The sequence below is a fragment of the Paractinoplanes atraurantiacus genome, assembly GCF_900215205.1.
Taxonomy (GTDB): Bacteria; Actinomycetota; Actinomycetes; order Mycobacteriales; family Micromonosporaceae; genus Actinoplanes; species Actinoplanes atraurantiacus.
This window is the reverse complement of sequence record NZ_OBDY01000030.1, coordinates 1-25,690: the sequence shown is the minus strand read 5'-3', so window position 1 is coordinate 25,690 and position 25,690 is coordinate 1. Positions and strand designations below refer to the sequence as shown.

Annotated in this window: 29 protein-coding genes; 15 read left to right on the top strand and 14 right to left on the bottom strand. The window is 70.0% G+C overall.

The features are described 5' to 3' along the window. Positions 1 to 53 precede the first annotated feature (53 nt). Positions 54 to 410, top strand: coding sequence for a hypothetical protein (locus CRP55_RS51745; RefSeq protein WP_101536245.1), 357 nt, complete (start codon positions 54 to 56; stop codon positions 408 to 410). Here the strand turns inward: CRP55_RS51745 and CRP55_RS41705 are convergent. Together CRP55_RS41705 and CRP55_RS41700 are read right to left on the bottom strand one after the other, a co-directional pair. After that, positions 393 to 800, bottom strand: coding sequence for a ribosomal maturation YjgA family protein (locus tag CRP55_RS41705; protein ID WP_218854880.1), 408 nt, complete (start codon positions 798 to 800; stop codon positions 393 to 395). The two genes, CRP55_RS51745 and CRP55_RS41705, sit on opposite strands and share 18 nt — an antisense overlap. Positions 801 to 822: 22 nt before the next feature. Continuing rightward, entirely contained in the window at positions 823 to 2,016 is a 1,194-nt protein-coding gene (locus CRP55_RS41700) for an MFS transporter (RefSeq protein ID WP_097327538.1), read from the bottom strand. Positions 2,017 to 2,025: 9 nt separating this feature from the next. On the opposite strand from CRP55_RS41700, the gene CRP55_RS41695 reads away from it, so the two are divergent. Next, positions 2,026 to 3,105, top strand: coding sequence for an ArsR/SmtB family transcription factor (locus CRP55_RS41695; RefSeq protein WP_245923696.1), 1,080 nt, complete (start codon positions 2,026 to 2,028; stop codon positions 3,103 to 3,105). Here CRP55_RS41695 and CRP55_RS41690 read toward each other — a convergent pair. Next, positions 3,047 to 3,886 (bottom strand): phosphotransferase family protein, encoded by an 840-nt coding sequence (locus tag CRP55_RS41690; protein WP_097327536.1) that lies wholly within the window; start codon positions 3,884 to 3,886, stop codon positions 3,047 to 3,049. The two genes, CRP55_RS41695 and CRP55_RS41690, sit on opposite strands and share 59 nt — an antisense overlap. A 14-nt stretch (positions 3,887 to 3,900) precedes the next feature. Between CRP55_RS41690 and CRP55_RS41685 the strand changes: the two genes are divergently transcribed. Both CRP55_RS41685 and CRP55_RS41680 read left to right on the top strand, forming a co-directional pair. Continuing rightward, the gene (locus tag CRP55_RS41685) at positions 3,901 to 4,542 is read left to right on the top strand and encodes a maleylpyruvate isomerase family mycothiol-dependent enzyme (protein ID WP_218854877.1); all 642 of its coding nucleotides are present in this window, start codon (positions 3,901 to 3,903) and stop codon (positions 4,540 to 4,542) included. Positions 4,543 to 4,571: 29 nt separating this feature from the next. Next, positions 4,572 to 4,859 (top strand): DUF1905 domain-containing protein, encoded by a 288-nt coding sequence (locus CRP55_RS41680; RefSeq protein WP_097327535.1) that lies wholly within the window; start codon positions 4,572 to 4,574, stop codon positions 4,857 to 4,859. Here the strand turns inward: CRP55_RS41680 and CRP55_RS41675 are convergent. Further along, the gene (locus CRP55_RS41675) at positions 4,831 to 5,490 is read right to left on the bottom strand and encodes a TetR/AcrR family transcriptional regulator (protein WP_097327534.1); all 660 of its coding nucleotides are present in this window, start codon (positions 5,488 to 5,490) and stop codon (positions 4,831 to 4,833) included. The two genes, CRP55_RS41680 and CRP55_RS41675, sit on opposite strands and share 29 nt — an antisense overlap. 102 nt (positions 5,491 to 5,592) lie before the next feature. Between CRP55_RS41675 and CRP55_RS41670 the strand changes: the two genes are divergently transcribed. Then, complete coding sequence (locus tag CRP55_RS41670; protein WP_097327533.1) at positions 5,593 to 7,071, top strand: DHA2 family efflux MFS transporter permease subunit; 1,479 nt, start codon at positions 5,593 to 5,595, stop codon at positions 7,069 to 7,071. Between the two features lie 62 nt (positions 7,072 to 7,133). On the opposite strand, the gene CRP55_RS41665 is transcribed toward CRP55_RS41670, so the two are convergent. The 10 genes from CRP55_RS41665 to CRP55_RS41625 form a co-directional block, all read right to left on the bottom strand. Continuing rightward, positions 7,134 to 8,012 carry an RpnC/YadD family protein gene (locus CRP55_RS41665; protein WP_097327532.1) on the bottom strand — a complete coding sequence of 293 codons (879 nt, stop codon included), beginning with the start codon at positions 8,010 to 8,012 and terminating at the stop codon, positions 7,134 to 7,136. Between the two features lie 110 nt (positions 8,013 to 8,122). Next, positions 8,123 to 8,866, bottom strand: a complete 744-nt coding sequence (locus CRP55_RS41660) for a DUF5984 family protein (RefSeq protein ID WP_218854874.1) — start codon at positions 8,864 to 8,866, stop codon at positions 8,123 to 8,125. Continuing rightward, positions 8,824 to 9,330, bottom strand: a complete 507-nt coding sequence (locus CRP55_RS41655; RefSeq protein WP_179855574.1) for a DUF4265 domain-containing protein — start codon at positions 9,328 to 9,330, stop codon at positions 8,824 to 8,826. The genes CRP55_RS41660 and CRP55_RS41655 overlap by 43 nt, the downstream gene beginning before the upstream one ends. Before the next feature lie 17 nt (positions 9,331 to 9,347). After that, positions 9,348 to 9,728 carry a DUF6188 family protein gene (locus tag CRP55_RS41650; protein ID WP_097327530.1) on the bottom strand — a complete coding sequence of 127 codons (381 nt, stop codon included), beginning with the start codon at positions 9,726 to 9,728 and terminating at the stop codon, positions 9,348 to 9,350. After that, positions 9,725 to 10,276, bottom strand: a complete 552-nt coding sequence (locus CRP55_RS41645; RefSeq protein ID WP_097327529.1) for a DinB family protein — start codon at positions 10,274 to 10,276, stop codon at positions 9,725 to 9,727. The genes CRP55_RS41650 and CRP55_RS41645 overlap by 4 nt, the downstream gene beginning before the upstream one ends. A 49-nt stretch (positions 10,277 to 10,325) precedes the next feature. Further along, positions 10,326 to 11,186 carry an alpha/beta fold hydrolase gene (locus CRP55_RS53610; protein WP_179855568.1) on the bottom strand — a complete coding sequence of 287 codons (861 nt, stop codon included), beginning with the start codon at positions 11,184 to 11,186 and terminating at the stop codon, positions 10,326 to 10,328. Then, positions 11,183 to 12,040, bottom strand: a complete 858-nt coding sequence (locus tag CRP55_RS53605) for an SDR family NAD(P)-dependent oxidoreductase (protein WP_179855567.1) — start codon at positions 12,038 to 12,040, stop codon at positions 11,183 to 11,185. The genes CRP55_RS53610 and CRP55_RS53605 overlap by 4 nt, the downstream gene beginning before the upstream one ends. Further along, positions 12,037 to 13,536, bottom strand: a complete 1,500-nt coding sequence (locus tag CRP55_RS41635; RefSeq protein ID WP_097327528.1) for a flavin-containing monooxygenase — start codon at positions 13,534 to 13,536, stop codon at positions 12,037 to 12,039. Before CRP55_RS41635 ends, CRP55_RS53605 begins: the two co-directional genes overlap by 4 nt. Beyond that, the gene (locus CRP55_RS41630) at positions 13,533 to 13,856 is read right to left on the bottom strand and encodes a DUF4873 domain-containing protein (protein WP_097327527.1); all 324 of its coding nucleotides are present in this window, start codon (positions 13,854 to 13,856) and stop codon (positions 13,533 to 13,535) included. Before CRP55_RS41630 ends, CRP55_RS41635 begins: the two co-directional genes overlap by 4 nt. After that, on the bottom strand, positions 13,843 to 14,532 hold the full coding sequence (locus tag CRP55_RS41625) for a TetR/AcrR family transcriptional regulator (protein WP_097327526.1): 690 nt from the start codon (positions 14,530 to 14,532) through the stop codon (positions 13,843 to 13,845). Before CRP55_RS41625 ends, CRP55_RS41630 begins: the two co-directional genes overlap by 14 nt. 64 nt (positions 14,533 to 14,596) lie before the next feature. Here CRP55_RS41625 and CRP55_RS41620 point away from each other — a divergent pair, with 64 nt between their 5' ends. The 10 genes from CRP55_RS41620 (at position 14,597) to CRP55_RS41575 (ending at position 24,552) form a co-directional block, all read left to right on the top strand. Then, the gene (locus CRP55_RS41620) at positions 14,597 to 15,484 is read left to right on the top strand and encodes an AurF N-oxygenase family protein (protein WP_097327525.1); all 888 of its coding nucleotides are present in this window, start codon (positions 14,597 to 14,599) and stop codon (positions 15,482 to 15,484) included. Between the two features lie 162 nt (positions 15,485 to 15,646). After that, a complete protein-coding gene (locus CRP55_RS41615; RefSeq protein WP_097327524.1) occupies positions 15,647 to 15,838 on the top strand; it encodes a hypothetical protein in 192 nt (63 codons plus the stop codon). After that, positions 15,838 to 16,020, top strand: a complete 183-nt coding sequence (locus tag CRP55_RS41610) for a hypothetical protein (RefSeq protein ID WP_097327523.1) — start codon at positions 15,838 to 15,840, stop codon at positions 16,018 to 16,020. Before CRP55_RS41615 ends, CRP55_RS41610 begins: the two co-directional genes overlap by 1 nt. A gap of 117 nt (positions 16,021 to 16,137) precedes the next feature. Continuing rightward, entirely contained in the window at positions 16,138 to 17,241 is a 1,104-nt protein-coding gene (locus CRP55_RS41605; protein ID WP_097327631.1) for a uroporphyrinogen-III synthase, read from the top strand. A gap of 82 nt (positions 17,242 to 17,323) precedes the next feature. Then, positions 17,324 to 17,977: a sirohydrochlorin chelatase gene (locus CRP55_RS41600; RefSeq protein WP_097327522.1), complete on the top strand. Its 654-nt coding sequence runs from the start codon at positions 17,324 to 17,326 to the stop codon at positions 17,975 to 17,977. Positions 17,978 to 18,036: 59 nt separating this feature from the next. Next, positions 18,037 to 20,127 carry a molybdopterin oxidoreductase family protein gene (locus tag CRP55_RS41595; protein WP_218854871.1) on the top strand — a complete coding sequence of 697 codons (2,091 nt, stop codon included), beginning with the start codon at positions 18,037 to 18,039 and terminating at the stop codon, positions 20,125 to 20,127. A gap of 2 nt (positions 20,128 to 20,129) precedes the next feature. After that, entirely contained in the window at positions 20,130 to 20,477 is a 348-nt protein-coding gene (locus CRP55_RS41590; RefSeq protein WP_218854868.1) for a molybdopterin oxidoreductase, read from the top strand. 1 nt (position 20,478) lies between these two features. Continuing rightward, the gene (gene nirB, locus CRP55_RS41585; RefSeq protein WP_097327521.1) at positions 20,479 to 22,935 is read left to right on the top strand and encodes a nitrite reductase large subunit NirB; all 2,457 of its coding nucleotides are present in this window, start codon (positions 20,479 to 20,481) and stop codon (positions 22,933 to 22,935) included. Next, the gene (locus tag CRP55_RS41580) at positions 22,932 to 23,228 is read left to right on the top strand and encodes a Rieske (2Fe-2S) protein (protein WP_097327520.1); all 297 of its coding nucleotides are present in this window, start codon (positions 22,932 to 22,934) and stop codon (positions 23,226 to 23,228) included. The genes nirB and CRP55_RS41580 overlap by 4 nt, the downstream gene beginning before the upstream one ends. Position 23,229: 1 nt before the next feature. Then, positions 23,230 to 24,552: a nitrate/nitrite transporter gene (locus CRP55_RS41575; RefSeq protein ID WP_097327519.1), complete on the top strand. Its 1,323-nt coding sequence runs from the start codon at positions 23,230 to 23,232 to the stop codon at positions 24,550 to 24,552. The last annotated feature ends 1,138 nt before the right edge of the window (positions 24,553 to 25,690 follow it).

Here is a 25,690-nt window from a genome sequence, read left to right as displayed (position 1 = left end):
CGTTGTGGTGTGGCACACTTTCCGCTCGACCCCTGCCGCTTGGAGGACAGCCCGTGACGAGTGGCGCCCTCCGCGACGGCCCCAGGCTGGGCCGCGTCGCGTCGGCCGTGGGGATGCTGGGGGTTCTGTGGCATCTCGCCCAGGCGGGGGCGCATGCCCGTCATGCGCCGGTCATCACGGTGGGGATGCTGGTGCTGTCGTTGGTCTGTGTGCGGTGCAGCGTCCATCTGTGGCGCCGGCCGGATGACGGCGGTGCGTGGCGTGATCTGATCGTGCTGGCGGTGGTGATGGCGGGCCTGCACGCGGCGGCCGGTGGGCTGACGCCGGGGGCGCTGCTGGTGCCGTTCGCGCAGGTGGGGCTGGCGCTGGTGGCGCTGCTCGGGCGGCGCGGGTCAGCGGGCGAGGGCTGACGTCCGGGTCCCGGCCAGGCGGTGCAGGAGCACCAGCGGAACGACGCCGGCTGCGTACCAAATCAAGTCTGTGGGGTCGAAGGCGACGCCCAGAGCGAGGCGGGCCAGTGTGCTGCGCGTGGACAGGTCCGCGGGGACGCCGGTGAGCTGGAAGAGCTCGACGGTCCAGCAGAAGCCGATCGCCGCGAGGCCCGCGCCGGCCGGTTTCGCCGTGGGGAACAGCAGGAAGACTCCGGCGTAGACCATGGACGCGTACAGGGCGGTTCCCGAGTACTGCGCCAGGGCGCCCGAGCTGTCCAGGACGCCACCGCCCGCCGCCAGCAGGCGGATTCCCAGAGCTAGCGCCAGGAATCCGGCCGCGGCGATGGCTGCCATCACCCGTATCCGCACGCGAGCACGATACGAACGCCGATCAAGGGCGGGCCCGTAGGGCCGGGGCGATCAGTGCTGTGGCGGCGCCGGCCAGGGCGATGGCCAGGGTGGGCGTGGTGGCCTCGGCTATGACGCCCAGCAGGAGGGGGCCAACACCCTGCAAGGCCATCAGGCCGGTGGAGAACAGGGCGAAGAGCTGACCGCGGCGGTCGGCGGGGGCGGCGTCCAGGAAAGCCCGCTGGACGCCCAGGCCGTACGCGTAGCCGGTGCCGGCCAGGACCAGCAGGGCCACGACGGCCGGGAACGGCGGGGCCAGCAGCAGGACGATCAGCGGGGCGCCCAGGACGACCACGAACGCTCCCGCGAGTCGCTCCCGCAAGCTTGGGCGCAGGAAACGTCCTACGACGAAATTGCCCAGCAGCATGCCCACGGCCGGTGCGGCCATGAGGATCGCGCCGGCGCCGGGTGGGAAACCCCGCTTTCCGCCGTAGGAGACGAGCAAGGCCTCGGCGCCGGCGATCAAGGCCGAGGGCACCCATTGGACCAGGAGCAACCGGCGGATCGTACGGTCGGAAAGCATTGACCTCGCACCCGCCCAGCTGTCGCGGACCGCGCCGCGCTGTTGTGGCACCCGTGCGACGGCGGGGTCGGGAGGCAGGCCGAAACGGGCGGCCGCGGTGGCGACGGCGAAGCAGAGGGCGGCGACCAGGAGGGCCGCACGCGGGCCCACGGCGGCGACCGCCACGCCGCCGCCGGCCAGACCGAGAAGCTGGGCGGCCGAGGAGGACATGTTCGAGACGGAGCGGCCCAGGACGTAGGCGTCGCCGGTCAGGCGCTCGGCGATGACGCGGGCGGCGGCGCCGGCGAAGACGGGAGTGCCGGTGGCGACCAGGGCGACCAGGAGCAGGCCGGCGGCGACCGGGAGGTGGGCCAGGCCCAGAAGGGCGGCCAGCGCGGCCTCGACCGCGTAGCCGATGGTGATCAGGCGGCGGGCCGGGAGGCGGTCGGTGAGGGAGCCGAGCAGGAGGCCGCCCGCGAACTGGGGCAGGAAGCCGGCGGCGAAGGCCAGCGCGCTCAGCAGGGGCGAGCCGGTGCCCGCGTAGACCAGGACGGACAGGGCGAAGATCTGCAGCGAGGTGGCGCCGATCGCGAGCGTCCGGGCGGCGAACAGGGCGCGGAAGGACGGCTCGGCGAACACCTCGCGATAGGTGGCCGGTCGGTCGGCGACAGTCATGCGCCGAGCTTGGGGCGGCTCGCCGCGGCGGGCGAATGTTTCGCCAGGAGGCGTAAGGTCGGACGTGTGCAGCGGTTCGTGGTCGATGCGGAGGATTTGCTGCGTACGAGGTTCGCGCTGTCGCCGGTCTTCGAACTGCACCACCTGATCCACGCGGTGGCGGGGCCGCAACGGCAAGGCGTGCCGGAGTCGTGGCTGCGGCGGCTGCGGCCGCGGTTCGAGCCGATGCGGTCGCGGCCGGCCATGCAGGCGATCCTCGCCTTGCGGCTGCCACGGTCGGGGGCGACGTTCCTGACCCCGCCGCCGCAGAGGCACGGGCAGACGATCGAGGACGACCTGCGGGAGCTTCGCGGTGGGCCTCGTGAAGCCGTACAGGAGGAAATCGCGTTTTATCTTCAGCGGCGGCCCGAAACGTCGGCGGCGGCGCGGAAGGTGCTGGCGGCGGGCGATGTGCTGGATCAGCTGGCGGAACAGCTGGCGGAAGCCTGGCAGACCCTGCTGGCCGATGACTGGCCCCGGCTGCGGTTGCTGTGCGAGCGCGACATCGTGCACCGCGGAGGCGAGCTGAGCCGGTCGGGGTGGGAGTCGGCGCTGACCGGGCTGCATCCGAAGGTGCGGTGGCGGGACGGCGGGATCGATCTGATCGGGCGTGCGGGAGGGGAGACACCGCTGCACGGCGAAGGGCTGCTGCTCGTACCGTCGGTGTTCGTCTGGCCGGAGATCGCGGTGTACGCCGACGCGCCGTGGCCCAAAGCGATCGTCTATCCGGCGCGCGGCGTGGCGACATTGCTCGAGCACGGGCCGCCGCAGGCGCCGGACCATCTCTCGGCGCTGATCGGACGGTCGCGCGCGCTGCTGCTGGCCACGCTGGGCGAGCCGGCCAGCACAAGCCAATTGGCGCGGGCGTACGGGATGACGGTCGGCGCGGTGGGTGACCACCTGAAGGTGCTGCACCGGGCGGGGCTGGTGGAGAGGGCGCGGGACGGGCGGTCCGTGCTGTACCGCCGGACGGCGCTCGGGGACGCGCTCGCTACCGCAGAACGTGCCCGAGCCACTGATCGAGACGGCGCCGGGCCAGATCGTCGCTGACGTCGAGGCCGCAGTCGCGCCAGGGCTGGGCCACCTTGGCCGGGTCGGGCAGGTAGCCGACGACGTCCATGACGGTCCAGTATTCGTCCGCGTGGGGGCTGAACTCGATGGCGGCCTCGAGGCCGTGCAGCATGGCCAGGTAGGTCGCGGCATGGGCGACGTCCAGGTGGGCCGGGCCCCACGACGCCTCGACCCAGTCGACGACGCCGGTGATCTCATTTCCCGACCACAGCACGTTGCCCAGGTGGAAATCGCGGTGCAGGAAAGTGCCCTGAAACTCCGGTGAGGGTTCGTCGAGGACGCGAAACGCCCGTTCCCAGAGAGCGGGGCGCCGGGTCCAGAGTGGAACAACGCGCTTGCTCGGCGGTGCCCACGATTGGAAGTCGCGGGGCCGTTCGTCGATCTGGTGAATCTCGGCCAGCATCCGAGCCAGGGGCGCGAGCACGTCGCCGCCGGCCTCGAGGCGCAGCCGCCCGGGAAGCCACGACATCAGGTGCGCGGGGACGCCCGCCTCAGCACCGATCACATCGAGCCCGAGGCTGCGCGCCACCGGAATCGCCGTCGGGGCGAGCCGGTCGAGGATCGCCGCCTCCCGGCCCAGAAGCCCCGGCGCGTGCTGGCGCCACGGCTCCTTGGTCATCAGCCGCAGAACGGAGCGCTCCCCGTCCTCCGCGTCGAGCCGCACGACGGTCGACGTCCACCCGCCAGTAAGCGGCCGCACCCCGGTCACCCGGCGCCCCCAGACCGATTCCGCCCACCGCACGCCCGCATCCACACTCATGCTTGGATCATCTCGTGTCTGAGACCCTGGACGCCTTCCGGCGCGAAGCGCAGTCCCTCACCGACGCGGCGGCCACCTTCTCCGAGGACGAGTGGCACGCACCGACCAGGTGCGAGCCGTGGACGGTGCGCGAGCTGCTCGGCCACGTGCGGGTGGCCATCGCGTGGCTGCCCGACATGCTGGCCGCGGCCCCGCCGCCGCGGGCGGAGATCTCGGCCGCCGAGTACTACCGGCCGGACGCGCGCTTCTCTTCCCGGACCAACGCCACCCGCGTCGACCTCGCCCGTGCTCACGCCGCCGGGTACCCCACCGGCGCGGCGCTCCTGCGGGACTTCACGACCGTTTGGCGGAAAGCTGACCGGCTGTGCCGCGCTGAGCCCTCGAGCCGCGTGGTCATCACAAGGCACGGCGATCCGATACTGCTGTCCGAATTCCTGGTCACGCGGGTGCTGGAGTTGGCCGTGCACGGGCTCGACCTCGCCGACGCGATCGGGCGTGAACCGTGGCTGACGCCTTCGGCGGCCGAGGTGGTGCACCGGCTGCTGCCCGGGTCGCCTTCGCGGCCGGATGCCGGCTTCTTGCGCAAAGCCACCGGCCGGGCGCCGCTCACGGCTGATGAGGAGGCGCTCGGTATTCGCCGGCTCACGCTGGGATAGCTGTGGCGGCGCTTCAATATGGTGGGCGCATGGACATGGAGTTCGCGGGGGAGATCTGGTTCTGGCGGGGGCCGGCGCCGTGGCACTTCGTCACCGTGCCCGAGGACGAGTGCCGGGAGATCGAGGCCGCCTCGTCGCTGGTGAGTTACGGGTGGGGGATGATCCCGGTTTCGGCCCGGATCGGTGACACCGGGTGGACGACCTCGCTGTGGCCCAAGGACGGGCGCTACATCGTGCCGATCAAGACCGACGTGCGGCGCAAGGAAGGGCTCGACGTGGGGGAGACCGTCACGGTGCGGTTGCGGATCGGGGCCTGACCGCGGGGACGCAGCCGCTCAGCATGACGATCACCTCGTCGCGGGTGAGCGGGTCGCCGAGCGGGGCGTTGCGCGAGCACACGCGCAGGCCGTCGATGACCAGGCGCAGATAACGTTCGTACGCCTGCGGGCCCGCCCCGCCGATGTCGCTGACCATCGTGAAGATGATGGGCACGTCGGTGGCGTCGAAGTCGGGGCGCAGCGTGCCCTCGGCCTTGGCGCGCGCGACCAGCTCGACGATCACCGTCTCCATGCGGTCGCCGGCCTCGGGGAACCGTTTCTTCATGCCCAGGCTGAGCATCGCGTCGCGCAGGCCACGGTCCTCGGCGTGGACGCGGCAGGCGGCCGTCATGAAACGGGTCAGGCCGTCCCAGGCGCTCGGATCGGCCAGGCACTCCTCGGCCAGGGCGACCATGGCCGCGATGCGCTCGGTGAACAGGGCCTCGACCAGCGCTTCCTTGGTGGGGAAGCGGCGGTAGACGGTGCCGACCCCGACGCCGGCGTGGTGGGCCACGTCGTCGAGGGTGGCGGCGAAGCCGCGGGTCGCGAAGACCTCGCGGGCGGCCTCGACGATGCGCTCCCGGTTGCGCTGGGCGTCCCGCCGCAGCGGGCGGGAGGCGGTGGCTGGCATGTGGCCAAGCGTACATCTAAACGGAGGGAACTACTCAACTTCCGTTGCTACGCTGCGTTATGTGGAGGGGCAACCTCAACTTACGTTTCCGGAAGGCACTCGATGACCACCGCTGTTGATCAACTCGAAACACGCGAGACGGGGACCACCGGGCGCTGGTGGGCGCTCGTGGTCCTCGCCCTCGCACAGCTCATGGTGGTGCTCGACGCCACGATCGTGAACATCGCTCTGCCGACCGCGCAGGCCGACCTCGGCTTCAGCGACGCCGACCGGCAGTGGGTCGTCACGGCGTACGCCCTCGCCTTCGGAAGTCTGCTCCTGCTCGGCGGGCGGCTGGCCGACTTCATCGGCCGCAAGCGCATGTTCCTCGTCGGCCTGATCGGCTTCGCGCTGGCCTCCGCCCTCGGCGGCGCCGCGCAGAACCTCGAACTGCTGATCGTCGCCCGCGCGCTGCAGGGCGCCTTCGGCGCGGCCCTCGCGCCGGCCGCCCTGTCGCTGCTGTCGACCACGTTCACCGAGCCCACGGAGCGCGGCAAGGCGTTCGGCATCTTCGGCGCCATCTCCGGCGCCGGCGGCGGCATCGGCCTGCTGCTGGGCGGTGTGCTGACCGAGTACGCGTCGTGGCGCTGGTGCCTCTACGTCAACCTCGTGATCGCGGCGCTGGCCGTGATCGGCGCCTCGCTCAAGCTCAAGGACGAGCCGGTCGCCCGGCACGGGCGCATCGACATCATCGGCACGGTGACGGCCGTGGTCGGCCTGGTCGCCCTGGTGTACGGCCTGGCCAACGCCGAGACGGACGGCTGGACCGGCGGCTGGACCCTGGGCCCGATCATCGTCGGCGTGATCGTCCTGATCGCCTTCGTGCTCGTCGAGCGCCGCGTGGCCAACCCGCTGCTGCCCCTGCGCGTGGTCCTCGACCGCAACCGCGGCGGCTCCTACGCGTCGATCGCCATCGCGGGCGCCGGCATGTTCGGCATCTTCCTGTTCCTGACGTACTACCTGGTCGCGGTGCTGGGCTTCACGCCGGTCAAGACGGGCCTGGCGTTCCTGCCGATGCTCGGCGCGATCATGCTGACCGCCACCACGGCCGGCTCGATCCTCACCCCGAAGATCGGCCCGCGCCCGCTGGTCCCGCTCGGCGCCTTCGTCGCCGCGGGCGGCATGGTCCTGCTGACCAGGCTCGACCTTGATTCGACGTACGCCTCGGGCGTGCTCCCCGGCCTGATCATCATCGGCCTGGGCCTGGGCCTGGTCTTCGCCCCCACGCAGAACGCCGCTACGAGCGGCGTCGAGCACCGGGACGCCGGCGTCGCCTCAGCAATGATCAACACGGTCCAGCAGATCGGCGGCTCGATCGGCACGGCCCTGCTGAGCTCCTTCGCGGCGACGGCGGCCACCAACTACGCGTCGTCGCACGCCCCGTCCCCGACGCTGGCCGCCGAGGCCGCCATCCAGAGCTACACGACGGTCTTCTGGTGGTCGGCCGGCTTCTTCGTCCTGGCCGGCATCGTCGCCGCCCTGCTGTTCCGCACGGGCCCGCTCGACGTCGACCCCGACGCCCCGCCGGCCATGGCCCACTGACCCACCGGCAAAAGATCCCCGGCTGCGGTTCGCGGCCGGGGGTCTGTCATGTCAAAGGCACTTCAGGAACGCAGCTCGGCCAAGCTCGCCCCAGCAACGATGCGAGCGATGTTCCCATCGTGATCGCGCTCGGCCAGCCGCCGGGCGAGGTCGTCCAGGTCGGCGAAATCGCCGTAACGCGCCCGCAGAGCCGCACGCATTCCGTCGACGTGGCCCCGTTCCAGTCCCTGCTCGCGGTTTCGGCGGGCGATCTCGCGGCCCGGCTCCGTCTGCTCCAGAACGTCGTTCATGCCTCTCCTTCCCAGTGCTTCAAGAACCTGGGCCGCCAGGGAACCGCCCACGAGCGTTCCCAGCTCGACCAGGACCAACTTCTCCTCGAGCGTGCCGACGTCGGCGATCCGATCAGCCACCTGCTCCACCACGTCGTCCGGCGCGTTCGGCGACCACAACGCCAACGGCGCCAACGGTGTGGCCAACAGCGACCCCGGATCCAGGTCGCGGGGAACGTCGACCGGTAGGTAGTCCAGCCGGGCCTGATCACGGATGAACCGGCCCGGATAGCCCCCGCCCAGCGGCCACAGCACCACCTGCTGGATCCGGTGACTCGACCGGCGGTACTTCTGCGCCAGGCCGGCCCAATAGGAGACCATCCTTTCCTCGAAATCTTCGGTGCGCTTGACCTGGACCTCGACGTGAAGAACCTCAGACGGCGCCCCATCGTCGTATTGGAGCTGGTACACCCGGTCGCACTGACGACTGCGCTGCCGCGGTATCTCGGTCGGACCTTCCAGGACCACAGTCACGCCGTCAAGCTTCACGCCGCATAACAACTGCAGCGCCTCGCGGGGATAGAAATCGAACAACGCCTTGTACAACCCGTCGAAGTCGCGGGCCGGCGACGCCCGCGGCGCCGCGACACCGGAGGACACGGTCTCGGTCATTGCTTTCCCCCATTCCGCGCCTGCCATCGACGCGGAGGACAGCTTCCCGCACTCCGTGACTACTAGTCAAGAGACTCGTTGCTTCGTGCCTAGATTTTTTGGATCACCAACTAGCGCGCGCCTCGCGTGATGGCTGCCCAATCGGTCTCGATGGAGCGGGCGAGATTCAAGCGGAGCCATCTCGTACGGTCCTCGTGCTCCCGCTCCAACCCGGCGAGGTCGATCTCGACGCCTGGAAGGCCGCCTCGCCGCTCTATCTCCTGGATCCGCTTGCGCATCGCGGCCATCAGCTCCCGGTCGAGCGCGCGCACGGCCTCGAGGTAGTCGGCGGTCGGAACGCTGACCCGTACGGCCGGTCCGGCGGTGAAGCCGATGTCGCCGTCGTCGTGATGCCGCCAGTCGAGCGTGACTTCATCACGGTCACCGTTGACGGTCCGCCACAGGCGCACCCGCGGCGCGTTTCTTATGTAGCCGAAATCTAGGTAGTGCTCGCAGTGCCAGAACGCGGCGGCTTCTTCGTCGCTGTCGTCCTCGAACTCACCCTCCTGCTCCGAGGCGATGAACGGCTCCAGTTCGCTGGGCACCACCTCCAGCACCTGTGGGGTCAGCATGTTGACGTCTTCCCAGAGCCGCGCCAGGTAGTAATCGACATAGGGCGGGTGATAGTCGGCTCGGGCGCGGCGCAGCAGTTCGTGCCCGCCGACCTCGATCCAGTACCAGCCCTCGGTGAGCCCGAACCAGTGCAGCGCCGGCTGCTCACCGCCCCACGGTGACACTTCGTCCAGCGGGTAGAGCTCGAAGCGGAACCTGATCATCGCGATGGCGCCGCATTCCACCAGCGGTCGGTGCCGCACCCCACCTCGAAATGCCACCAGCCGTTCGACTTCCCGTCGGCGAGCACCTGTTTGATACCGCTGAAGTCGGCGTCGGCAGGCACATCGAACGCCACGAACGGCAGGTCGGCGCTGAACACCTCACTACCCAAGCCGAAACCCTCGAACGCGGCGTGGACGGCCGGCGCGCTCGCACCCAGCGGGCCGGACGGCACAGGCAGAACCCGGATGACGCAGTGACCGGAGGCCTCCACCCGAGCCGTCGCCCAGCGCACACCCTCATCGCCCACCTGGAACCGGACCACGTCACCCTGCGCGATGCCGTCCTGGAGGAAGGCCACATTCTCCACTCGGGCCGTGTCCTCGCTCAGCTGGGTCGCCCACAAACCCTCGGTGTCGTGCGGCAGCCAGCCTTCATGTGGAATGAACTTGAACCAGACCTTGATCAGGTCGCCCGCAGGCCGTTCATGAAGATCCGCATCCATCACGCTGACATGATCCATTACTCGCCGCCGGGGCCGACCGCGACAGGCTCGATGCCTGTTCCGGAGAGGCTCCACGACTCGTAGTCGGTGTGGGGGTCGATGCACAGCTGGAAGCCCTCGTCGAAGGTGAGGTGGAGGGCTCCGTCGGCGCGGACCTTGACGCCGGTCACCGTTCGCTGGAAGAGGTTCAAGGCCGGGGCCAGGGCCGCGCCCGTGCCGGGGTCCAGTTTGTGCCATCGGCCGTGGGGGTCGCCGAGCAGGAACGGTGTCTCGATGACGAGCTCGGCGTCGACCCGGTGGGTCCCGCCCGGGTCGAGTGCCGAGAGGCTGAGGCGGACCTGGTAGTCGAACGCGGTCCGGTCCACCCGGCAGCCGATCAGGGCGGTGGGAATCTTCACGGGCGCCAGTCGGACGGCGGGTCCTCGCCCACGCGGCCGTCCACCGCCTCGCGGAGGAGGTCGGCGTGGCCTACGTGGCGGGCGTACTCCTCCAGGAGGTCGAAGACGAAGCGGCGCAGGCTCGGGGTGCGGCCGTCCGGCCAGGGGCGGGGACAGGGGCGGTCCAGGCCGCCGTCGGCCAGGGCCTCCTGAAGGCGCGCTCGGCCCCGGGCCACGGCGGCGTCGTACAGGGCGTACAGATCGTCGGGCTTGTCGTCGGCGGCCGAGGTGAAGTCCCAGTCGGGGTCGCTGTCCCAGTCGACGGTTGTCCACGGGGCCGGCAGGGGCTCGCCGAAGAACTTGCCGGTGATCTGGTGGTCCTCGACCAGGGCCAGGTGCTTCAGCAAGCCGCCCAGGGTGAGAGTGGAGGTGGGCAGGCGCTGGTTGAGGCCGTCCGAGGTCAGGTCGGCGGCCTTCCAGCGGAACGTGTAGCGCATCCGGTCGATGGCGCCGATCAGGTGTTCGGTCTCGTTGCCGGCTACCGGCGGCTCCCAGGGAATATCGCTCATGCAAGGCACCGTAGACCGCAAGCCGGACGATCGGCGTCCGGAATGGTCGTCACAACGGTGAATGGGTTCGTGGTGGCTCGGCGGTCAACGCCAGGAGGGGCTTGACCAGGCGGGCGAACTCGTCGGGGCGTTCCAGCTGGGGCATGTGGCCGGTGTCGGGGAACAGGTGGGACTGGGCGTGGGGGAGGGCGGCCCGGGCCGCGCTCAGGTGCACCGAGGGCAGGATCAGGTCGCGGTCGCCCCACAGGATCAAGGTGGGTCTGGGGTTGCGGACGACGCGGTTGAGCAGCTCGGCGCGCCAGCGGGGGGCTATGCCGCGGAAGCCGCCCAGGGCCCGGGCGATCTCCAGGTAGACGGCGGCGAAGTCGGGCTGGCGGCCGATCCGTACGGCCATCGCAATTCTCTCCTGAGTGACCAGGGCCCGGTCGGCGAACAGGGAGCGTTCGACGCGCTTGGCGACGCGCGGGTCGATGCGGCCGAGCAGGGGGCGGCCGAGGAACGGGATCGCCAGCATGCGCAGGGCGAAGGTGACCTCCTTGCCGAAGCCGGCGCTGTTGACCAGGGTCAGCGTGGTGACGCGGGCCGGATCGTCGACCAGCATCTGCATGGCGACGGCGCCGCCGAGCGAATTGCCCATCAGGTGTACGGGGTCGGTGACGCCGAGCGCGTCCAGGGTGGCCCACACACCCTCGGCCAGACAGGTCAGCGTCGTACGGGCCGGCAGGCGCTGGGACAGGCCGAAGCCGGGCATGTCCAGGCTGATCACGCGGTGCTCGGTGAGCCGGTCGTGCTGGGGGAGCCAGTCCTCCAGGCTGCGGCCGATGCCGTGCAGCAGCACCACCGCGGGGCCGTCGGCGGGGCCGGTCGCGTGGTAGCGGATGCGGCTGCCGTGGACCTCCACATAGTTCACCGGCGGGCCCCGATCTTGACGGAGGTGGTGGTCAGGAACTGCATGACGCGGGCGTGGCCGACCGGGAACAGGCGGGCCAGCAGGTCGGGGGCCTTGGCGCTGAGCGCGATGAGCAGCCGCGGCTTGCGCTTGGCGACGGCCTCGATGATCTGCCGGGCGGCCTTCTCCGGCGGATAGGTGAGCAGCGCGTCGAAGAGCTTGCGGTTGGGCTCGATCTCCGAGGTGGGGACGTGGGTGCCGACGATCGCGCCTTCGGCGATTCTCGTACGGATGCCGCCGGGATGCACCGTGGTGACGCCCACCCCGTTCTCGGCGAGCTCGGTGTGCAGGGCCTGGCTCAGGCCGCGCAGGGCGAACTTGCTGGCCGCGTACGCGCTCTGGCCGGCCGGGGCGATGAGGCCGAACAGGCTGGAGACGTTGACCAGGTGGCTGCCGGGGGCGGCGGTGAGCGCGGGCAGCAGGGCGTGGGTGAGCAGCATCGGGGCGCGGAAGTTCACGTTCATCACGGTCTCGAACTCCTCGACCGTGACCTGGTCGAAGCGGCCGCCCAGGGCGATGCCGGCGTTGTTGACCAGCAGCCCGATGGCCGGATGGTCGGCCAGGACCTTGGTGGCGACGCCTTCGACCTGGGCGCGGTCGGCGAGGTCGGCCACGATCGAGTCGACGGTCAGCCCGGGATGCGAGGCGCGGACGCGGTCGGCCACGGTCTTGAGCCGGGCCTCGTCGCGGTCGACCAGCACGAGGTGGCTGCCGAGCTCGCCGAGTTGGTAGGCGAGCTGCTCGCCGATGCCGCTCGCCGCGCCGGTCACGACGGCCGTATGACCGGCAAATCGGAAATGTCCGAGACGGGTCATGGGGTGGGGCCCTTCTGGGAGGCAACGGAGGGAGAGGCGGTGGCGGTCGCGCGGTGGGACGGGAAGGCCGCTCGGCGGAAGCGCATGTCGCGGGTGACGTCGGCTCGGGGGGTGGTCAGGACGTCGCGCAGGTAGTTCTGGCGTACCAGCCACGGGGCTCGGACGCCCTGGCGGGGCCAGTCGTCGAGGGCGCGCTGCACATATCCCGACGACAGGTCGAGCAAGGGGCGCCCGGAATCGCCGGGTGTCGCAGGAGTGGCCACGCCTAGGCGGTTGCGGTCCATGTGCCGCAGGAGCTTCATGACGTAGCGGTGCGAGAGGTCGGCCCGCAGCGTCCACGAGGCGTTCACATAGCCGATGCAGTAGGCCAGATTGGGTACGCCGCTCAGCATCACGCCCCGGTAGGCCGCCTGGTCGCCGAGCTGCACCGGCGTACCGTCGACGCTGACTTCGACCCCACCGATGGGCAGCAGCGACAGGCCGGTCGCCGAGACCACGATGTCGGCCTCGAGCACCTGGCCCGACTTCAGCCGGATGCCGTTCGGGACGAAGGCGTCGATGTGGTCGGTCACCACCGAGGCCCGGCCCGCCTTGATCTCGGTGTAGAGGTCGCCCTCGGGAATCACGCACAGGCGCTGGTCCCACGGGTTGTAGGAGGGCTTGAAGTGCTCGTCCACGTACGCCTCGTCGCCGAGCCCTTTGACGGCGAGCGACCGCAGCACCTTGCGCACGCGGTCGGGCTGGCGCCGGGCCAGCTGGTAGAAGCCCTGCGTCATCACGATGTTCTTGGCGCGCGCGATCCGGCTGGCCGCGGCGCCGGGCAGCACCCGCAGCAGGGCACGGGCCACCACGTCGTGTGAGGGCAGCGAGGTGAGGTACGAGGGGGAGCGCTGCAGCATCGTCACGTGCGCCGCCTCGGGCGCCATCGCCGGCACCAGCGTCACCGCGGTCGCGCCGCTGCCGATCACGACGACCCGCTTGCCGCGGTAGTCGAGGCCGTCGGGCCAGAACTGCGGGTGGACCAGCTGTCCCTCGTACTCGTCGAGGCCCGGGAAGTCCGGCTGGTAGCCGCGGTCGTAGTTGTAGTAGCCCGAGCAGGCGTACAGGAAAGAACAGGTCAGCGTCGAGCCGTCGGCGATGGTCAGGGTCCAGTGGGCCTCGTCGGAGTCCCAGTCGGCCGCCACCACCTTGGAGTTGAAGCGGATGTGCCGGCTGATGCCGCCCTCGTCGGCGGTGGCCCGGATGTAGTCGCGGATCTTGTCGCCGGAGGCGAGCGACTGGGTGTCGCGCCAGGGCCGGAACGGGTAGCTCAGCGTGAACATGTCCGAGTCGGACCGGACGCCGGGATAGCGGAACAGGTCCCAGGTTCCGCCGATCGCGTCCCGGGCTTCCAGGATGGCGTACGTCTTCCCGAGCCCCGACTCCTGCAAGCGCCACGCCGCGCCGATGCCCGAGAGACCCGCGCCGATGATGATGACGTCGAAGTGGTCGGTCATACCGAAAACCCCCGGAACCAAGGCGGCGTGCCCGTGCCGGACAGGCGGATGCCGCCCCACGGGTCGGGCTCGCTCAGGCGTACATCAACCGCTGTTGACCCTGGAAGCGCGAGGGACGCCTGGCGTAACCCGCCCGCCACGCGTTCCCGCAGCGTCTCGTCGGGCGCCGTGCGCCCGGCCCATCGAAAGCGGCCCTCGACCGGCTCGAACCGGGCCGACAGCCGGATCTCGACCGGATGGTCCGCCTCGCCGTCGTGCAGCGTGGCCGGTCCCCGGTACTCCTCCTCAGGACCGTTGTATTCCTCGTCAAGACTGGCCAAAGCTGGTCTCCTCCCGGTACGCGGCGAGCCCGCCCGGCACGTCCGCCGCCTGCTGAAGTCCCGCAACGCCGCCCCACAGGAACGTCGTCAGATAGTCGCCGAGCGCCTCGCGGCTGATCGGCTGCTGCTGCCGCAGCCACCAGTCGCCGACGGCCTGGACATAACCCACCACGCCGTACGCCCAGGGCAGCGCCGCCCCGGAGTCGAGCCCCCGGGCCCGCAGCCGGTCGCCCAGGATCCGGGCCAGGCCGCTGGCGACCGTGTCGACCACGTCGGCCACGACGTCGCGTCCGCGGGCGATCTCGGGCTGGTGCACGACGAACTGGTAGAGGTTGGTGTCGGCCGCGATGTGCCCGAGGTAGGCGTCGATGGCCGCGCCGACCGCCGCCCGCTCCTCACGGACCGCGGCCACGGCCGGAACGATCGCGTCGAGCACCATGCCGGCCGCCTGTTGCCCGACCGCCAGCCACAGCTCGGACTTGTCGGCGAAGTAGCGGTAGAGCACCGGCTTGCTGACCTTCGCGTGAGCGGCGATGGCGTCCATGCCGACCTCGGGGCCGTGCAGGCGGATCGCCTCGATCGCCGCTTCGGTGAGCTCGGCCCGGCGCTGCTCACGGTGGCCGGCCCAGCGGCCTTTACGGCCATCCGTATTGACCGGTGTCTCATCCGTGTTCATAGTACTAGAAGTAACTGTTACCCGAGGTAACGTCAAGTACCTCACAGTCCCCGGGAGGGTTCTGATGGATCGCGATCGCACCGCCACCCGGCTCCTGAGGTCGTCCGCGGAGCACTCGTACGACCCCGAAGTGGAGATCGACTGGGAGGCGCCGTTCGTCGAGGGCAAGTACTTCGTACCGCCGCACCGGTCCAGCCTTTACGGCACTTCCACCTGGGAGCGGCTGACCGAACAGCAGCGGATCACCCTGACCCGGCACGAGGTGGCCAGCATCGCCGGGCTCGGCGTCTGGTTCGAGACGATCCTCATGCAGCTGCTCATCCGCGGCTACTACAAGCAGGACCCGACCGCCGCCCACGCCCAGTACGCACTGACCGAGGTCGCCGACGAGTGCCGGCACTCGGTCATGTTCGGCAAGATGATCAGCGCTCTGGGTACGCCGGTGTACCGGCCCGACGGTGTCAACGCGTGGCTGGGCAAGTGGATCGCGGCCACCGGCACCGGCCCTCGGATGTTCGCGGCGATCCTGATCTGCGAGGAGATCCTGGACACGCTCCAGCGCGAGGCGATGGCCGACGAGCAGGTGCAGCCGCTGGTCCGGATGGTGTCGCGGATCCACGTGGTCGAGGAGGCGCGGCACGTCCGGTACGCGCGCGAGGAGCTGGCCCGGCAGGTGCGCGAGGCCGGCAAGGGGCGGCTCACCTTCGACAAGGTGGTGATCGCGCGGGCGGCCTATCTCTGCGGCACGCGCCTGATCCACCCGGCCGTGTACCGCTCGATCGGACTCTCGCCGGCCGAGGGCAAGCGGCTGGCCGACGCCAACCCGCATTTCCAGGAGACCGTCCGCTGGGCCGGGGAGCGCGTGGTGGGGTACCTGGAAGATCTTGATTTGATCGATGGTCCGGGTCGCGCGCTGTGGCGGCGCTCGGGCCTGCTCCCTGCCGCTGCGTGATTGTTTTCCAACGCGCAGTAATTCATCTGAATCGGCCCTTGACCTGGGACTTTAGGATTTCCGCCCGGCCGATTCAGCCGGTGGGCGGTGCTGTCATCGCGTGGGAGATTGGATCGCGGTGTCTGCGCTCGAGCGCGGCGACGAGGCGTTCGGGGAGGATGCATGGACAGCGCTGACAGTGCCCTGGTGGCGTACGAGGACGGACGGGCCGACGGGCTCGCCGGCCGTCGCAAGGACGAGGCGCGAGCCGAGGACCCCGACTACATGGTCGGTCTCGTCGACGGCCAGGTGTCCGCGTTCGAGGAGAACCTGCTCGCCGCGATCCGCCGTGCCCTGGACGGCAAGAACAACTGATGGACGACGCACTTCTGGCGTACGAGACGGGTCGCGCCGACGGCATGGCCGCGCGCCGCGACCTGTCCCGGGCGCAGCACCCCGACACCGGGGCGGATTACCGGATGGGCTTCTTGGACGGCCGCATCGAGGTGTTCAATCTGCTGGCGACAGTTCGCAAGATCGTTGAGGAAGCCGACTAGATCATCATCTTCCATCAGGTGGAAAGTGATCACGCGTTATTCAGGCCGAAACAAAGGTTCGACGTTCCGGTAACGGATCGTGGACAGGCTGGCGTGAACTACTTCCTGGGAGTGTGGATGGACGAAGGGGCGCTGACGGGGTTCACCGTCGCGGTCACCGCCGAGCGGCGCCGTGACGAGATGACCGCGCTGCTGCAGCGGCGCGGCGCCCGGGTCGTCACCGCCTCGGCGATCAGCATCGTGCCGCTCATCGACGACGAGGCGCTGCACGCGGCGACCGCGGCCTGCATCGGGCTGGCGCCGGACCTCGTCGTGGCGACCACGGGCTTCGGCTTCCGGGGCTGGCTGGAAGCGGCCGAAGGCTGGGGAATGGCCGAGCAGCTGCGCGAGGTGCTCCGGGGCGCCCGGATCGTCGCCCGAGGGCCCAAACCCTGCGGGGCCGTACGGGCGGCCGGGCTCAGCGAGGAGTGGGCGGCCAAGACCGAGGCCACCGAGGAAGTGCTGTCCCGGCTGCTGGAAGAGGGCATCGCGGGGCTGCGGATCGCGGTGCAGGAGCACGGGGAGCCGCAGACCGAGTTCGTGGCGGCGCTGCGGCAGGCGGGCGCGGCGGTCGTCGAGGTGCCGGTCTACCGCTGGGTTCCACCTTCGGACACGGCGCCGGTACGCCGTCTGGTCGAGCAGATCACGGCCGGGCAGATCGACGCGGTCACGTTCACGAGTGCGCCCGCGGTGAAATCGTTCCTGAACCTGGCCGGGGCGTCGCGGGAGGCGGTGCTCGACCGTTTCGCGTCGGGGACGCTGGCCGCGTGCGTGGGCCCGGTGACGGCGGCCCCGCTGATCGAGCTGGGCGTGCCGGTGGTGATGCCGGAGAGGTTCCGGCTCGGTGCGCTGATCAAGACGGTCACGGACGAGCTGCCGAAACGGTCGGTGAAGCTGAAGGTGGCCGGGTCGACGCTGGAGATGCGCGGGCACGCGGTGCTGATCGACGAGGTGCCGCACTCGCTGGCCCCGGCCGCGATGGCGATCCTGACGGCGCTCGCGGCCCGTCCCGGCGTCGTGGTCTCGAAGGATCAGCTGATCGCGGCCTTGCCCCGGGGCAACGACGGCCACGCGGTCGACGTCGCGGTGGCCCGGTTGCGGACGGCGCTCGGCTCCGGCCGCCACATCGAGACCGTCATCAAGCGCGGCTACCGGCTCCGCCTGGACGAGCCCGCCGCCTGACCGACCCCTCCCTCCCGACTTATCGGATTTGTCCGTAAAATCGGTCCGCAACGGCGCGGTCTTTTCTCCTGAAAGGCCAGGCATGCCTACTCTGATCGCGGTTGCCCACGGAACGCGCAGCCCGCACGGCCAAGCCCAGATCCGCGACCTCGTCGCCCGGGTGGCCGCCCGCCGCCCCGGCCTCGACGTCCGCCTCACCTACGTCGACGTGCAGGAGCCCAAGGTCGCCGACGTGGTCCCGCTGGTCGGCGACGCCGTCGTGGTGCCCCTGCTTCTTTCCGCCGGCTACCACGTGCGCGTCGACATCGCGGAAGCCGTGGCCGCCCGCCCCATACCCGTGACCCGCACCCTCGGCCCCGACGACGCCCTGCTCGACAGCATGATCCGCCGCCTCCCGCGCGGCGCCGATGCCGTTGTTCTGGCCGCCGCGGGTTCTTCGGATCCGGCTTGGCGTGCCGACATCGACGATCTGGCCGCGAAACTAGGCGCTCATGTCGGATATGTCGCCGGCCATGATCCCAAGGTCGCCGACGTCGTGGCCGGCCTCCGCAAAAGCGGCGCCAAGAAGATCGCCATCGCCTCCTACCTGCTCGCCGACGGCCTGTTCTACCGCAAACTGCACCAGGCCGGCGCCGACTGGGTCACCCCGCCCCTCTGCCTCGACCCGATCACCACCGATCTGGTGCTGAGCCGGTACGAGTCCGCTCTCCTCACAACCGCCGAAAGTCGTTTGTAGGTTTTTCCGTACGTCACGGCAACGGCCGAGGACTCGGCGGTAAACAAACGCTCGCAAAAATGATGAGCGTGACGGCAACCGATACGCATTGCCCCTACTGCGCATTGCAGTGCGGCATGACCTTGACCCCGGGTATTCCCGTGGTGAAGCTCGAGCCGCGCGAATTCCCGGTCAACAAGGGTGGCCTCTGCGCCAAGGGTTTCACCGCCGCTGACCTGCTGGATCACCGGGATCGGCTGCTGACTCCGCTGGTTCGCAAGACGCCGGGGGATCGCACCAGCCCGCTTCGGGAGGCGACCTGGGACGAGGCGCTCAGCCTTATCACCGACGCCATTGTCAATAGCCAGGAAACGTACGGCCGGGACAGTGTCGGCGCGTTCGGCGGTGGCGGGCTGACCAATGAGAAGGCGTACGCGCTCGGCAAGTTCGTGCGGGTGGCGCTGCGATCGGCGTCGATCGACTACAACGGCCGGTTCTGCATGTCGTCGGCGGCGACGGCGGCCAATCGCGCGTTCGGCGTGGATCGCGGGCTGCCTTTCCCGCTGGAGGACGTGGCCGAGGCGCGCACGGTTCTGCTCGTCGGCGCCAACCCGGCCGACGCGATGCCGCCGTCCATGCAATACCTGGACACCGGGCGCGCCGCCGGCGCCAAGCACATCGTCGTCGACCCGCGCCGCACGGCCACCGCGAACGGTGCCCACCTGCACCTTCAGCCGCTGCCCGGCACGGATCTGGCCCTGGCCAACGGCATGCTGCACATCGCGATCCGCGAGGGCTTCGTCGACGAGGCCTACATCGCGGAGCGCACCACCGGCTTCGAGGCCGTGAAGGCGGCCACCAACGCCTACTGGCCCGAGCGGGTCGAGCGGATGACCGGCGTGCCGGAGACCAAGATCCGCGAGACCGTACGGCTGCTGGCCACCAACGGGCCGGCGATGATCCTGACCGCGCGCGGCGCCGAGCAGCACAGCAACGGCACCGACACCGCGCAGGCCTGGCTCAACCTGGCCCTCGCGCTCGGCCTGGTCGGCAAGCCGTACTCGGGCTACGGGACGATCACCGGGCAGGGCAACGGCCAGGGCGGCCGCGAGCACGGCCAGAAGGCCGACCAGCTCCCCGGATATCGCAAGCTCGACGACCCCGCGGCCCGGGCGCATGTGGCCGCGGTGTGGGGGATCGAGGAGGACGAGCTCCCGAAGCCCGGCCTGAGCGCGTACGAAATGCTCGATCGTCTCGGCACTGACGGCGGCGTCCGGGTGCTGATGGTCCTGGCCAGCAACATCGCCGTCTCGGCCCCGCACAGCAACCGGATCCTGGACCGGCTGCGGGCGCTGGATTTCCTGGTTGTTTCCGACATCTTCCTGTCCGAGACGGCCGAGCTGGCCGACGTCGTCCTCCCGACCGCCCAGTGGGCCGAGGAGGAGGGCACGATGACCAACCTCGAGGGCCGGGTGCTGCGGCGCAAGCGGGCCCTGCCCCCGCCGCCGGACGTACGCACCGACCTGGAGATGCTCACGGAGCTGGCGGAGAGGCTGGGCCGCGGGAAGTTCTTCAGCAGCGACCCGCGCACGGTGTTCGAGGAACTGCGCCGGGCCAGCGCCGGCGGCATCGCGGACTACAGCGGCATCACCTACGAGCGCATCGAGAACGAGGACGGCGTCTTCTGGCCGTGCCCCGCCGAGGACCACCCGGGCACGCCGAGGCTGTTCGCCGACGGCTTTCCGACGCCGTCGGGACGCGCCACATTCATCAAAGTGGATCACCGGGATCCGGCGGAGATGCCGGACAAGCTTTTCCCGTACGTCCTGACGACCGGCCGCAACATGCAGCAGTACCAGAGCGGCAACCAGACCCGCCGGGTGAAGGCGCTCGCCGTCGCGCTGCCCGAACCCCGCGCGGAGATCCACCCCGACCTCGCCCGCCGGCACGGCATCGCCGACGGCGACCTGGTCGAGTTGCGCAGCCGCCGCGGCGCCGCGGTGCTGCGGGCCCGGCTCAGCGACGGGATCAGGCCGGACACGGTCTTCGCCCCGTTCCACTGGCCCGGCGCGAACGCGCTGACCAACCCGGCTCTCGACCCGCATTCACGGATGCCCGCCTTCAAGGCGTGCGCGGTCGCGATCAGCTCATACACGGAAGGGACCGAATAGCGGTGCACTCGACCCCCCGATTCCTGCAAGGCGTCTTCGCCTTCGAGGGCAAGGGCCTGGACCAGCCGGCCCCCGTCAGCCCCGAACTGTCGTACGTGGTCCCGGACGGCGTCAGCGCGCAGGCCGTCTACTTCCGGGGCGGCAACGCGGCCGCCGAGCTCGTCACCGTCGTCCTGGTCCGGGACGGCAAGCCGATGCGGTACTTCCCGATCGGCGCCAAGGGCGACGTGCACGTTCCTCTGCGGGTCGTCGAGGACCTGCTCGCCGGCACGTCGATCGAGCTGTGGCTCGGCGCGCCCGCCGGCGTCTCCGGCACCCTCATCGTCGATCTAGGTCTGGTGGAGATCTGATATGCGGCAGCGACTGGTCGTCATCGGCAACGGCATGGCCGGCGCCCGGACGGTGGAGGAGATCCTCGCCCGCGGCGGGGACTTCGAGATCACCATGTTCGGCGACGAGCCGTACGGCAACTACAACCGGATCATGTTGTCCAACGTCCTGGCGGGCGTGGAGGACGAGTCCGGCATCTTCCTCAACGACCTTTCCTGGTACGCCGACAACGGCATCACCCTGCACGCCGGCACCCGGATCGAGCGCATCGACCGGTTCGCCAAGCGGGTGTACGCCGAGGACGGCACCGAGACCCCGTACGACAAGCTGATCATCGCGACCGGAAGCCGCGCCTTCGTGCCGCCGATCCCCGGCGCCCACCGGCCCGGCCGCGGCTACCACCAGGGTGTCTTCGCCTTCCGGACGCTCGACGACACCCGGGCGATGATCCGCTACGCCAAGGAGCACGAGCGGGCGGTCGTCATCGGCGGCGGCCTGCTCGGGCTCGAGGCGGCCCGGGGCCTGCAGAACCATCTCCCGCACGTGACCCTCGTGCACGCGATGGGCCACCTGATGAACACCCAGCTCAACTTCGCGGCCGGCGACACCCTGCGCAAGACGATCGAGGAGAAGCTCGGCATCGAGGTCGTCGTCGACGGCATGACCACCGAGATCCTCGGCAAGCACGCGGTCACCGGGGTGAAACTGGCCGACGGCCGGGTCATCCCGTGTGACGTCATCGTGGTCGCGGCCGGCATCCGGGCCAACTCGGAGATGGCCGCGGCCAGCGACCTGCCGGTCGAACGGGGCATCCTGGTCGACGACCAGATGCGCGTGCAGGACGAGGACGACATCTACGCCGTCGGCGAGTGCGCGCAGCACCGTGGCGAGGTCTACGGCCTGGTCGCACCCCTCTGGGACCAGGCCAAGGTGCTCGCCGACCACCTGACCGGTGTGAACCCGCTGGCCGAGTACCACGGCTCGCAGGTCGCCACGAAGCTCAAGGTGGCCGGTGTCGACGTGGCCGCGATGGGCCTCAAGGAGCCCGAGCACCCCGACGACGAGGTGCTCACCTTCGCCGAGCCGAAGAAGGGCATCTACAAGAACGTCATCATCCGCGACGGCCGCCTGGTCGGCGCGACGCTGGTCGGCGACGTCAAGAAGGTCGCCTTCCTCATGCAGGCCTTCGACCGGGGGCTGGCCCTGCCCGAGGAGCGGGCCGAGCTCATGTTCGACCTGGGCGGGCCGGCCGGTGAGGTCAAGGTCGAGGACATGGCCGACGACGAGCAGGTCTGCAACTGCAACGGCGTCAGCAAGGGCACCATCTGCTCGACCGTGCAGAGCGGCTGCAAGACCGTCTCCGGCGTGATGGACAAGACCCGGGCCGGCAAGGGCTGCGGCACCTGCAAGAGCGTGGTGCAGCGGATCGTCGAGTGGGCGGCCGGCGGCGAGGTCGAGGAGGACCCGGCCGCGTCCTACTACGTGCCCGGCATCCCGATGCCCAAGCCGGAGCTGATGAACGCGATCCGCCTGCACGAGCTCAAGAGCGTGTCGTCGGTCTTCGCCAAGCTGGGCGGCGACGAGGACGCCAAGAGCAAGATGGGGCTGGCCTCGCTGCTGAAGATGATGTGGGGCGGGGAGTACGTCGACGAGCGTGACGCCCGCTTCATCAACGACCGGGTGCACGCGAACATCCAGCGCGACGGCACGTTCTCGGTGGTGCCGCAGATGAAGGGCGGCGTCACCACCCCGGCCCAGCTCAAGCGGATCGCCGAGGTGGCCGAGAAGCACGAGGTGCCGATGGTCAAGCTGACCGGCGGCCAGCGCATCGACCTGCTCGGCATCCCCAAGGAGAAGCTGCCCGAGGTGTGGGCCGACCTGGACATGCCGTCCGGGTACGCCTACGGCAAGAGCTTCCGGACGGTGAAGACCTGCGTCGGCTCGGACTTCTGCCGCTTCGGCGTCGGCGACTCGACCGCGCTGGGCATCGCCCTCGAGGAGCGCTATCAGGGCATCGAGGGCCCCGGCAAGATGAAGCTGGCGGTCACCGGCTGCCCGCGCAACTGCGCCGAGGCGTACGTCAAAGACCTGGGTGTCGTGGCGATCGACGGCGGCAAGTGGGAGATCTATGTGGGCGGCGCGGCCGGGGCCCACATCCGCAAGGGCGACCTGCTGACCACGGTGAGCAGCCCCGAGGAAGTCATCGTGCTGACCGGCCGGTTCCTGCAGTACTACCGGGAGAACGCGAACTGGCTCGAGCGGACGTACGCCTTCGTCCCGCGCGTCGGCATCGACAAGGTCCGTGCCGTGGTCGTGGACGACAGCGAAGGCATCGCGGCCGACCTGGACGCGGCGATGGAGGCCTCGGTCGGCGCCTACCGCGACCCGTGGAAGGACCGCGACGAGCCGGCCACGCCCGGCCAGTTCCGCACCTCGCTGCCCCTGATCGTCCTTCCCCAGGTTCCGGTGCGCGCATGAGGCCCATCGCTTCCGTCCACGACATCCCGCTCGGCGAGGGCCGCACCTTCGCCGTCGACGGCGACATGATCGCCATCTTCCGCCTGCGCGACGGCTCCGTCCGCGCGACCTCCGCGGTGTGCCCGCACAAGGGCGGCCCGCTCGCGGACGGCCAGATCGACCTCAAGCAGGTCATCTGCCCGCTGCACCTGAACGCCTGGGACCTGCGCACCGGATGCTCGCTCAGCGGCCAGCCGGACGTGGCGGTCTACCCGGTGTCCATCGACGACGACAAGATCATGCTGGGGGACTGAGATGACTGCCGTTCTGGAAAGGCCCGCCGCGTCATCGGTTCGGGGTCATTGGATCGACGACTGGCGGCCGGAGGACCCGGTCTTCTGGGAGGCCGGCGGCAAGAAGATCGCCCGCCGGAACCTGATCTTCTCGATCACCTCGGAGCACATCGGCTTCTCGGTGTGGTCACTGTGGTCGGTGCTCGTTCTCTTCCTGGGGCCCGAGTACGGCATCGACCCCGCCGGCAAGTTTCTCCTGACCGCGGTGCCGACCCTGTTCGGCGCGGCCCTGCGCATCCCGTACAGCTTCGCCGTGGCCCGTTTCGGCGGCCGCAACTGGACGGTCTTCAGCGCCTCGCTGCTGCTCGTCCCGGCGATCGCGGCCGCCTTCCTGATCCGCCCCGGCGTCGACTATTCGACGCTGCTGATCCTGGCCGCGCTGGCCGGCGTCGGCGGCGGCAACTTCGCCTCGTCGATGACGAACATCAACGCGTTCTACCCGAACCGCCTGAAAGGCTGGGCGCTGGGCATCAACGCCGGCGGCGGCAACCTGGGCGTGGCCGCGGTGCAGCTGGTCGGCCTGTTCGTCCTGGCCGTCTTCGGCGCCGGGCACCCCGGCATCGTGGCCGGCATCTACATCCCGCTGATCGTGCTGGCCGCACTCGGCTCGGCCCTCTACATGGACAACCTGACCCAGGTCCGCAACGAGAAGCGCGGCATGCGCGACGCCTTCCGCGAACCGCACACCTGGATCATGTCGCTGCTCTACATCGGAACCTTCGGTTCCTTCATCGGCTTCGGCTTCGCCTTCGGCCAGGTGCTCCAGGTCCAGTTCCACACCGAGTTCAGTACGCCGGTGAAGGCGGCCTACCTGACCTTCCTGGGCCCGCTGCTCGGCTCCCTGATCCGCCCGGTCGGCGGCGCGCTGGCCGATCGCCTGGGCGGCGCGAGGGTCACCTTCGTCAACTTCATCGCCATGGCGGTCGGCGCCGGCATCGTCCTGCTGGCCGCCCAGCAGAAATCGCTGCCGCTCTACATCGCCGGCTTCGTCCTGCTGTTCGTCCTCACCGGCATCGGCAACGGCTCCACGTACAAGATGATCCCGGCCATCTTCCGGGCCAAGCACCCCACCGACGACCATGAGGCCCGCCGCCTGTCGAACGCCGTCATCGGCATAGCCGGCGCCATCGGCGCCTTCGGCGGCGTCCTGGTCAACTTGGCCTTCCGCCAGTCCTTCCTGTCAACCAAGGAGGCCGACGCCGCGTACATCGCTTTCATCGCCTTCTACGCCCTCTGCGTCCTGGTCACCTGGGCGGTCTACCTGCGCCCCAAGACCCGGATCTGAGACCGCACAACGGGGTCGCCGGGCGGATCGTCGCCCGGCGGCCCGCGATCGTAAAACCGTCCGGTGACGCCGCACACCGCGGCCGCGCCCGCCGCAATGACCTGTTCTTCTTATGGCCAATCCGCAAGATTCCTCGAGCGGGCTTCTGCCGTTCGTTTCAGGCGCCGGGCGAGATAGCCACCCTCGCGAATCCGTCGCAGCCGATAAAGGCGTGATGCCACCCGCGAGCGTGACGCTGCAGGTGTGCCCCGCCTGCCCGCGCCGTGCGAAAACGATAAATTTTGGACGGCGCGACCGCCGCATGCGCCCGAGATCCACGGCAGCGCTCCGATATCCGCACCGCCCGGCGGACGAGGCCCGCGCAGTGACCTTCGCCGGGACCGCCGCCTCAGCCCGCACAACCGCCTCGGCTTGCACGGTCGGCTCGGCTTGCACTGCCACCTCGGCTTGCGCTGCCGGCTCGACCTGCACTGCCGACTCGGACCGCACCACCGCCTCGGCTTGAACGGTCGGCTCGACCCGCTCTACCAACTCAGCTTGCGCTGCGGGCTCGACCTGCGCTGTCGATTTCGCCGGCGCCAGCATTTCGGTTGGCGCGACCGCTTCGACTGGCTTGTCCGCCCGGCCAACACGCTCAGCCTGCGACACGCCACTCAGGTGACCAACAGCTACCGCCCGGTCAACGGCCCCGCCCGGACCCGGCCGCCGCACCCACTCGATGTCGTCATCCCAGATCAACGGCGGTATCCGCTCGAAAGAATCGTGCAAACCCAACTCACCACACACCCGCGAACAGCCATGCAATCGGCACAACTTCGACGCATGACGCCGTTTAAGTCCAATGGCGCTTCTTTAAGGTGTTTGGGCTGGTAGGGGTTTCACCCGGTGGAGGGTGATGGTGTGTTCGACGTGGCGGGCTGGGGGTCGGTCGCCGCGGGAGGGGTAGCGGCGGCTGTAGCGCTTGGTGGCGCGGGGGCTTGATCTGCCGGGTCGGTCGTGGACGCGGCGGCCGAGTTCGTGCCAGGCGTGTTCACGGGCTTGTTGCAGGTGGTGAGGGGGGAAAATCCGCCGTTATCCGGGACACGGAGCGGCGGGCGGTGTTGCGGGCGCGCAGGAAGCTGATCCGGTCGGGGTCGAC

Bases quoted from the DNA above. Each gene is read 5' to 3' on its own strand.
- CRP55_RS41700 (WP_097327538.1), bottom strand. From the start codon at position 2,016: ATGACTGTCGCCGACCGACCGGCCACCTATCGCGAGGTGTTCGCCGAG.
- CRP55_RS41690 (WP_097327536.1), bottom strand. From the start codon at position 3,886: ATGAGTGTGGATGCGGGCGTGCGGTGGGCGGAATCGGTCTGGGGGCGC.
- CRP55_RS41680 (WP_097327535.1), top strand. From the start codon at position 4,572: ATGGACATGGAGTTCGCGGGGGAGATCTGGTTCTGGCGGGGGCCGGCG.
- CRP55_RS41675 (WP_097327534.1), bottom strand. From the start codon at position 5,490: ATGCCAGCCACCGCCTCCCGCCCGCTGCGGCGGGACGCCCAGCGCAAC.
- CRP55_RS41670 (WP_097327533.1), top strand. From the start codon at position 5,593: ATGACCACCGCTGTTGATCAACTCGAAACACGCGAGACGGGGACCACC.
- CRP55_RS41665 (WP_097327532.1), bottom strand. From the start codon at position 8,012: ATGACCGAGACCGTGTCCTCCGGTGTCGCGGCGCCGCGGGCGTCGCCG.
- CRP55_RS41655 (WP_179855574.1), bottom strand. From the start codon at position 9,330: ATGGATGCGGATCTTCATGAACGGCCTGCGGGCGACCTGATCAAGGTC.
- CRP55_RS41645 (WP_097327529.1), bottom strand. From the start codon at position 10,276: ATGAGCGATATTCCCTGGGAGCCGCCGGTAGCCGGCAACGAGACCGAA.
- CRP55_RS53605 (WP_179855567.1), bottom strand. From the start codon at position 12,040: ATGACCCGTCTCGGACATTTCCGATTTGCCGGTCATACGGCCGTCGTG.
- CRP55_RS41635 (WP_097327528.1), bottom strand. From the start codon at position 13,536: ATGACCGACCACTTCGACGTCATCATCATCGGCGCGGGTCTCTCGGGC.
- CRP55_RS41625 (WP_097327526.1), bottom strand. From the start codon at position 14,532: ATGAACACGGATGAGACACCGGTCAATACGGATGGCCGTAAAGGCCGC.
- CRP55_RS41620 (WP_097327525.1), top strand. From the start codon at position 14,597: ATGGATCGCGATCGCACCGCCACCCGGCTCCTGAGGTCGTCCGCGGAG.
- CRP55_RS41615 (WP_097327524.1), top strand. From the start codon at position 15,647: ATGGACAGCGCTGACAGTGCCCTGGTGGCGTACGAGGACGGACGGGCC.
- CRP55_RS41610 (WP_097327523.1), top strand. From the start codon at position 15,838: ATGGACGACGCACTTCTGGCGTACGAGACGGGTCGCGCCGACGGCATG.
- CRP55_RS41605 (WP_097327631.1), top strand. From the start codon at position 16,138: ATGGACGAAGGGGCGCTGACGGGGTTCACCGTCGCGGTCACCGCCGAG.
- CRP55_RS41600 (WP_097327522.1), top strand. From the start codon at position 17,324: ATGCCTACTCTGATCGCGGTTGCCCACGGAACGCGCAGCCCGCACGGC.
- CRP55_RS41595 (WP_218854871.1), top strand. From the start codon at position 18,037: ATGATGAGCGTGACGGCAACCGATACGCATTGCCCCTACTGCGCATTG.
- nirB (WP_097327521.1), top strand. From the start codon at position 20,479: ATGCGGCAGCGACTGGTCGTCATCGGCAACGGCATGGCCGGCGCCCGG.
- CRP55_RS41580 (WP_097327520.1), top strand. From the start codon at position 22,932: ATGAGGCCCATCGCTTCCGTCCACGACATCCCGCTCGGCGAGGGCCGC.
- CRP55_RS41575 (WP_097327519.1), top strand. From the start codon at position 23,230: ATGACTGCCGTTCTGGAAAGGCCCGCCGCGTCATCGGTTCGGGGTCAT.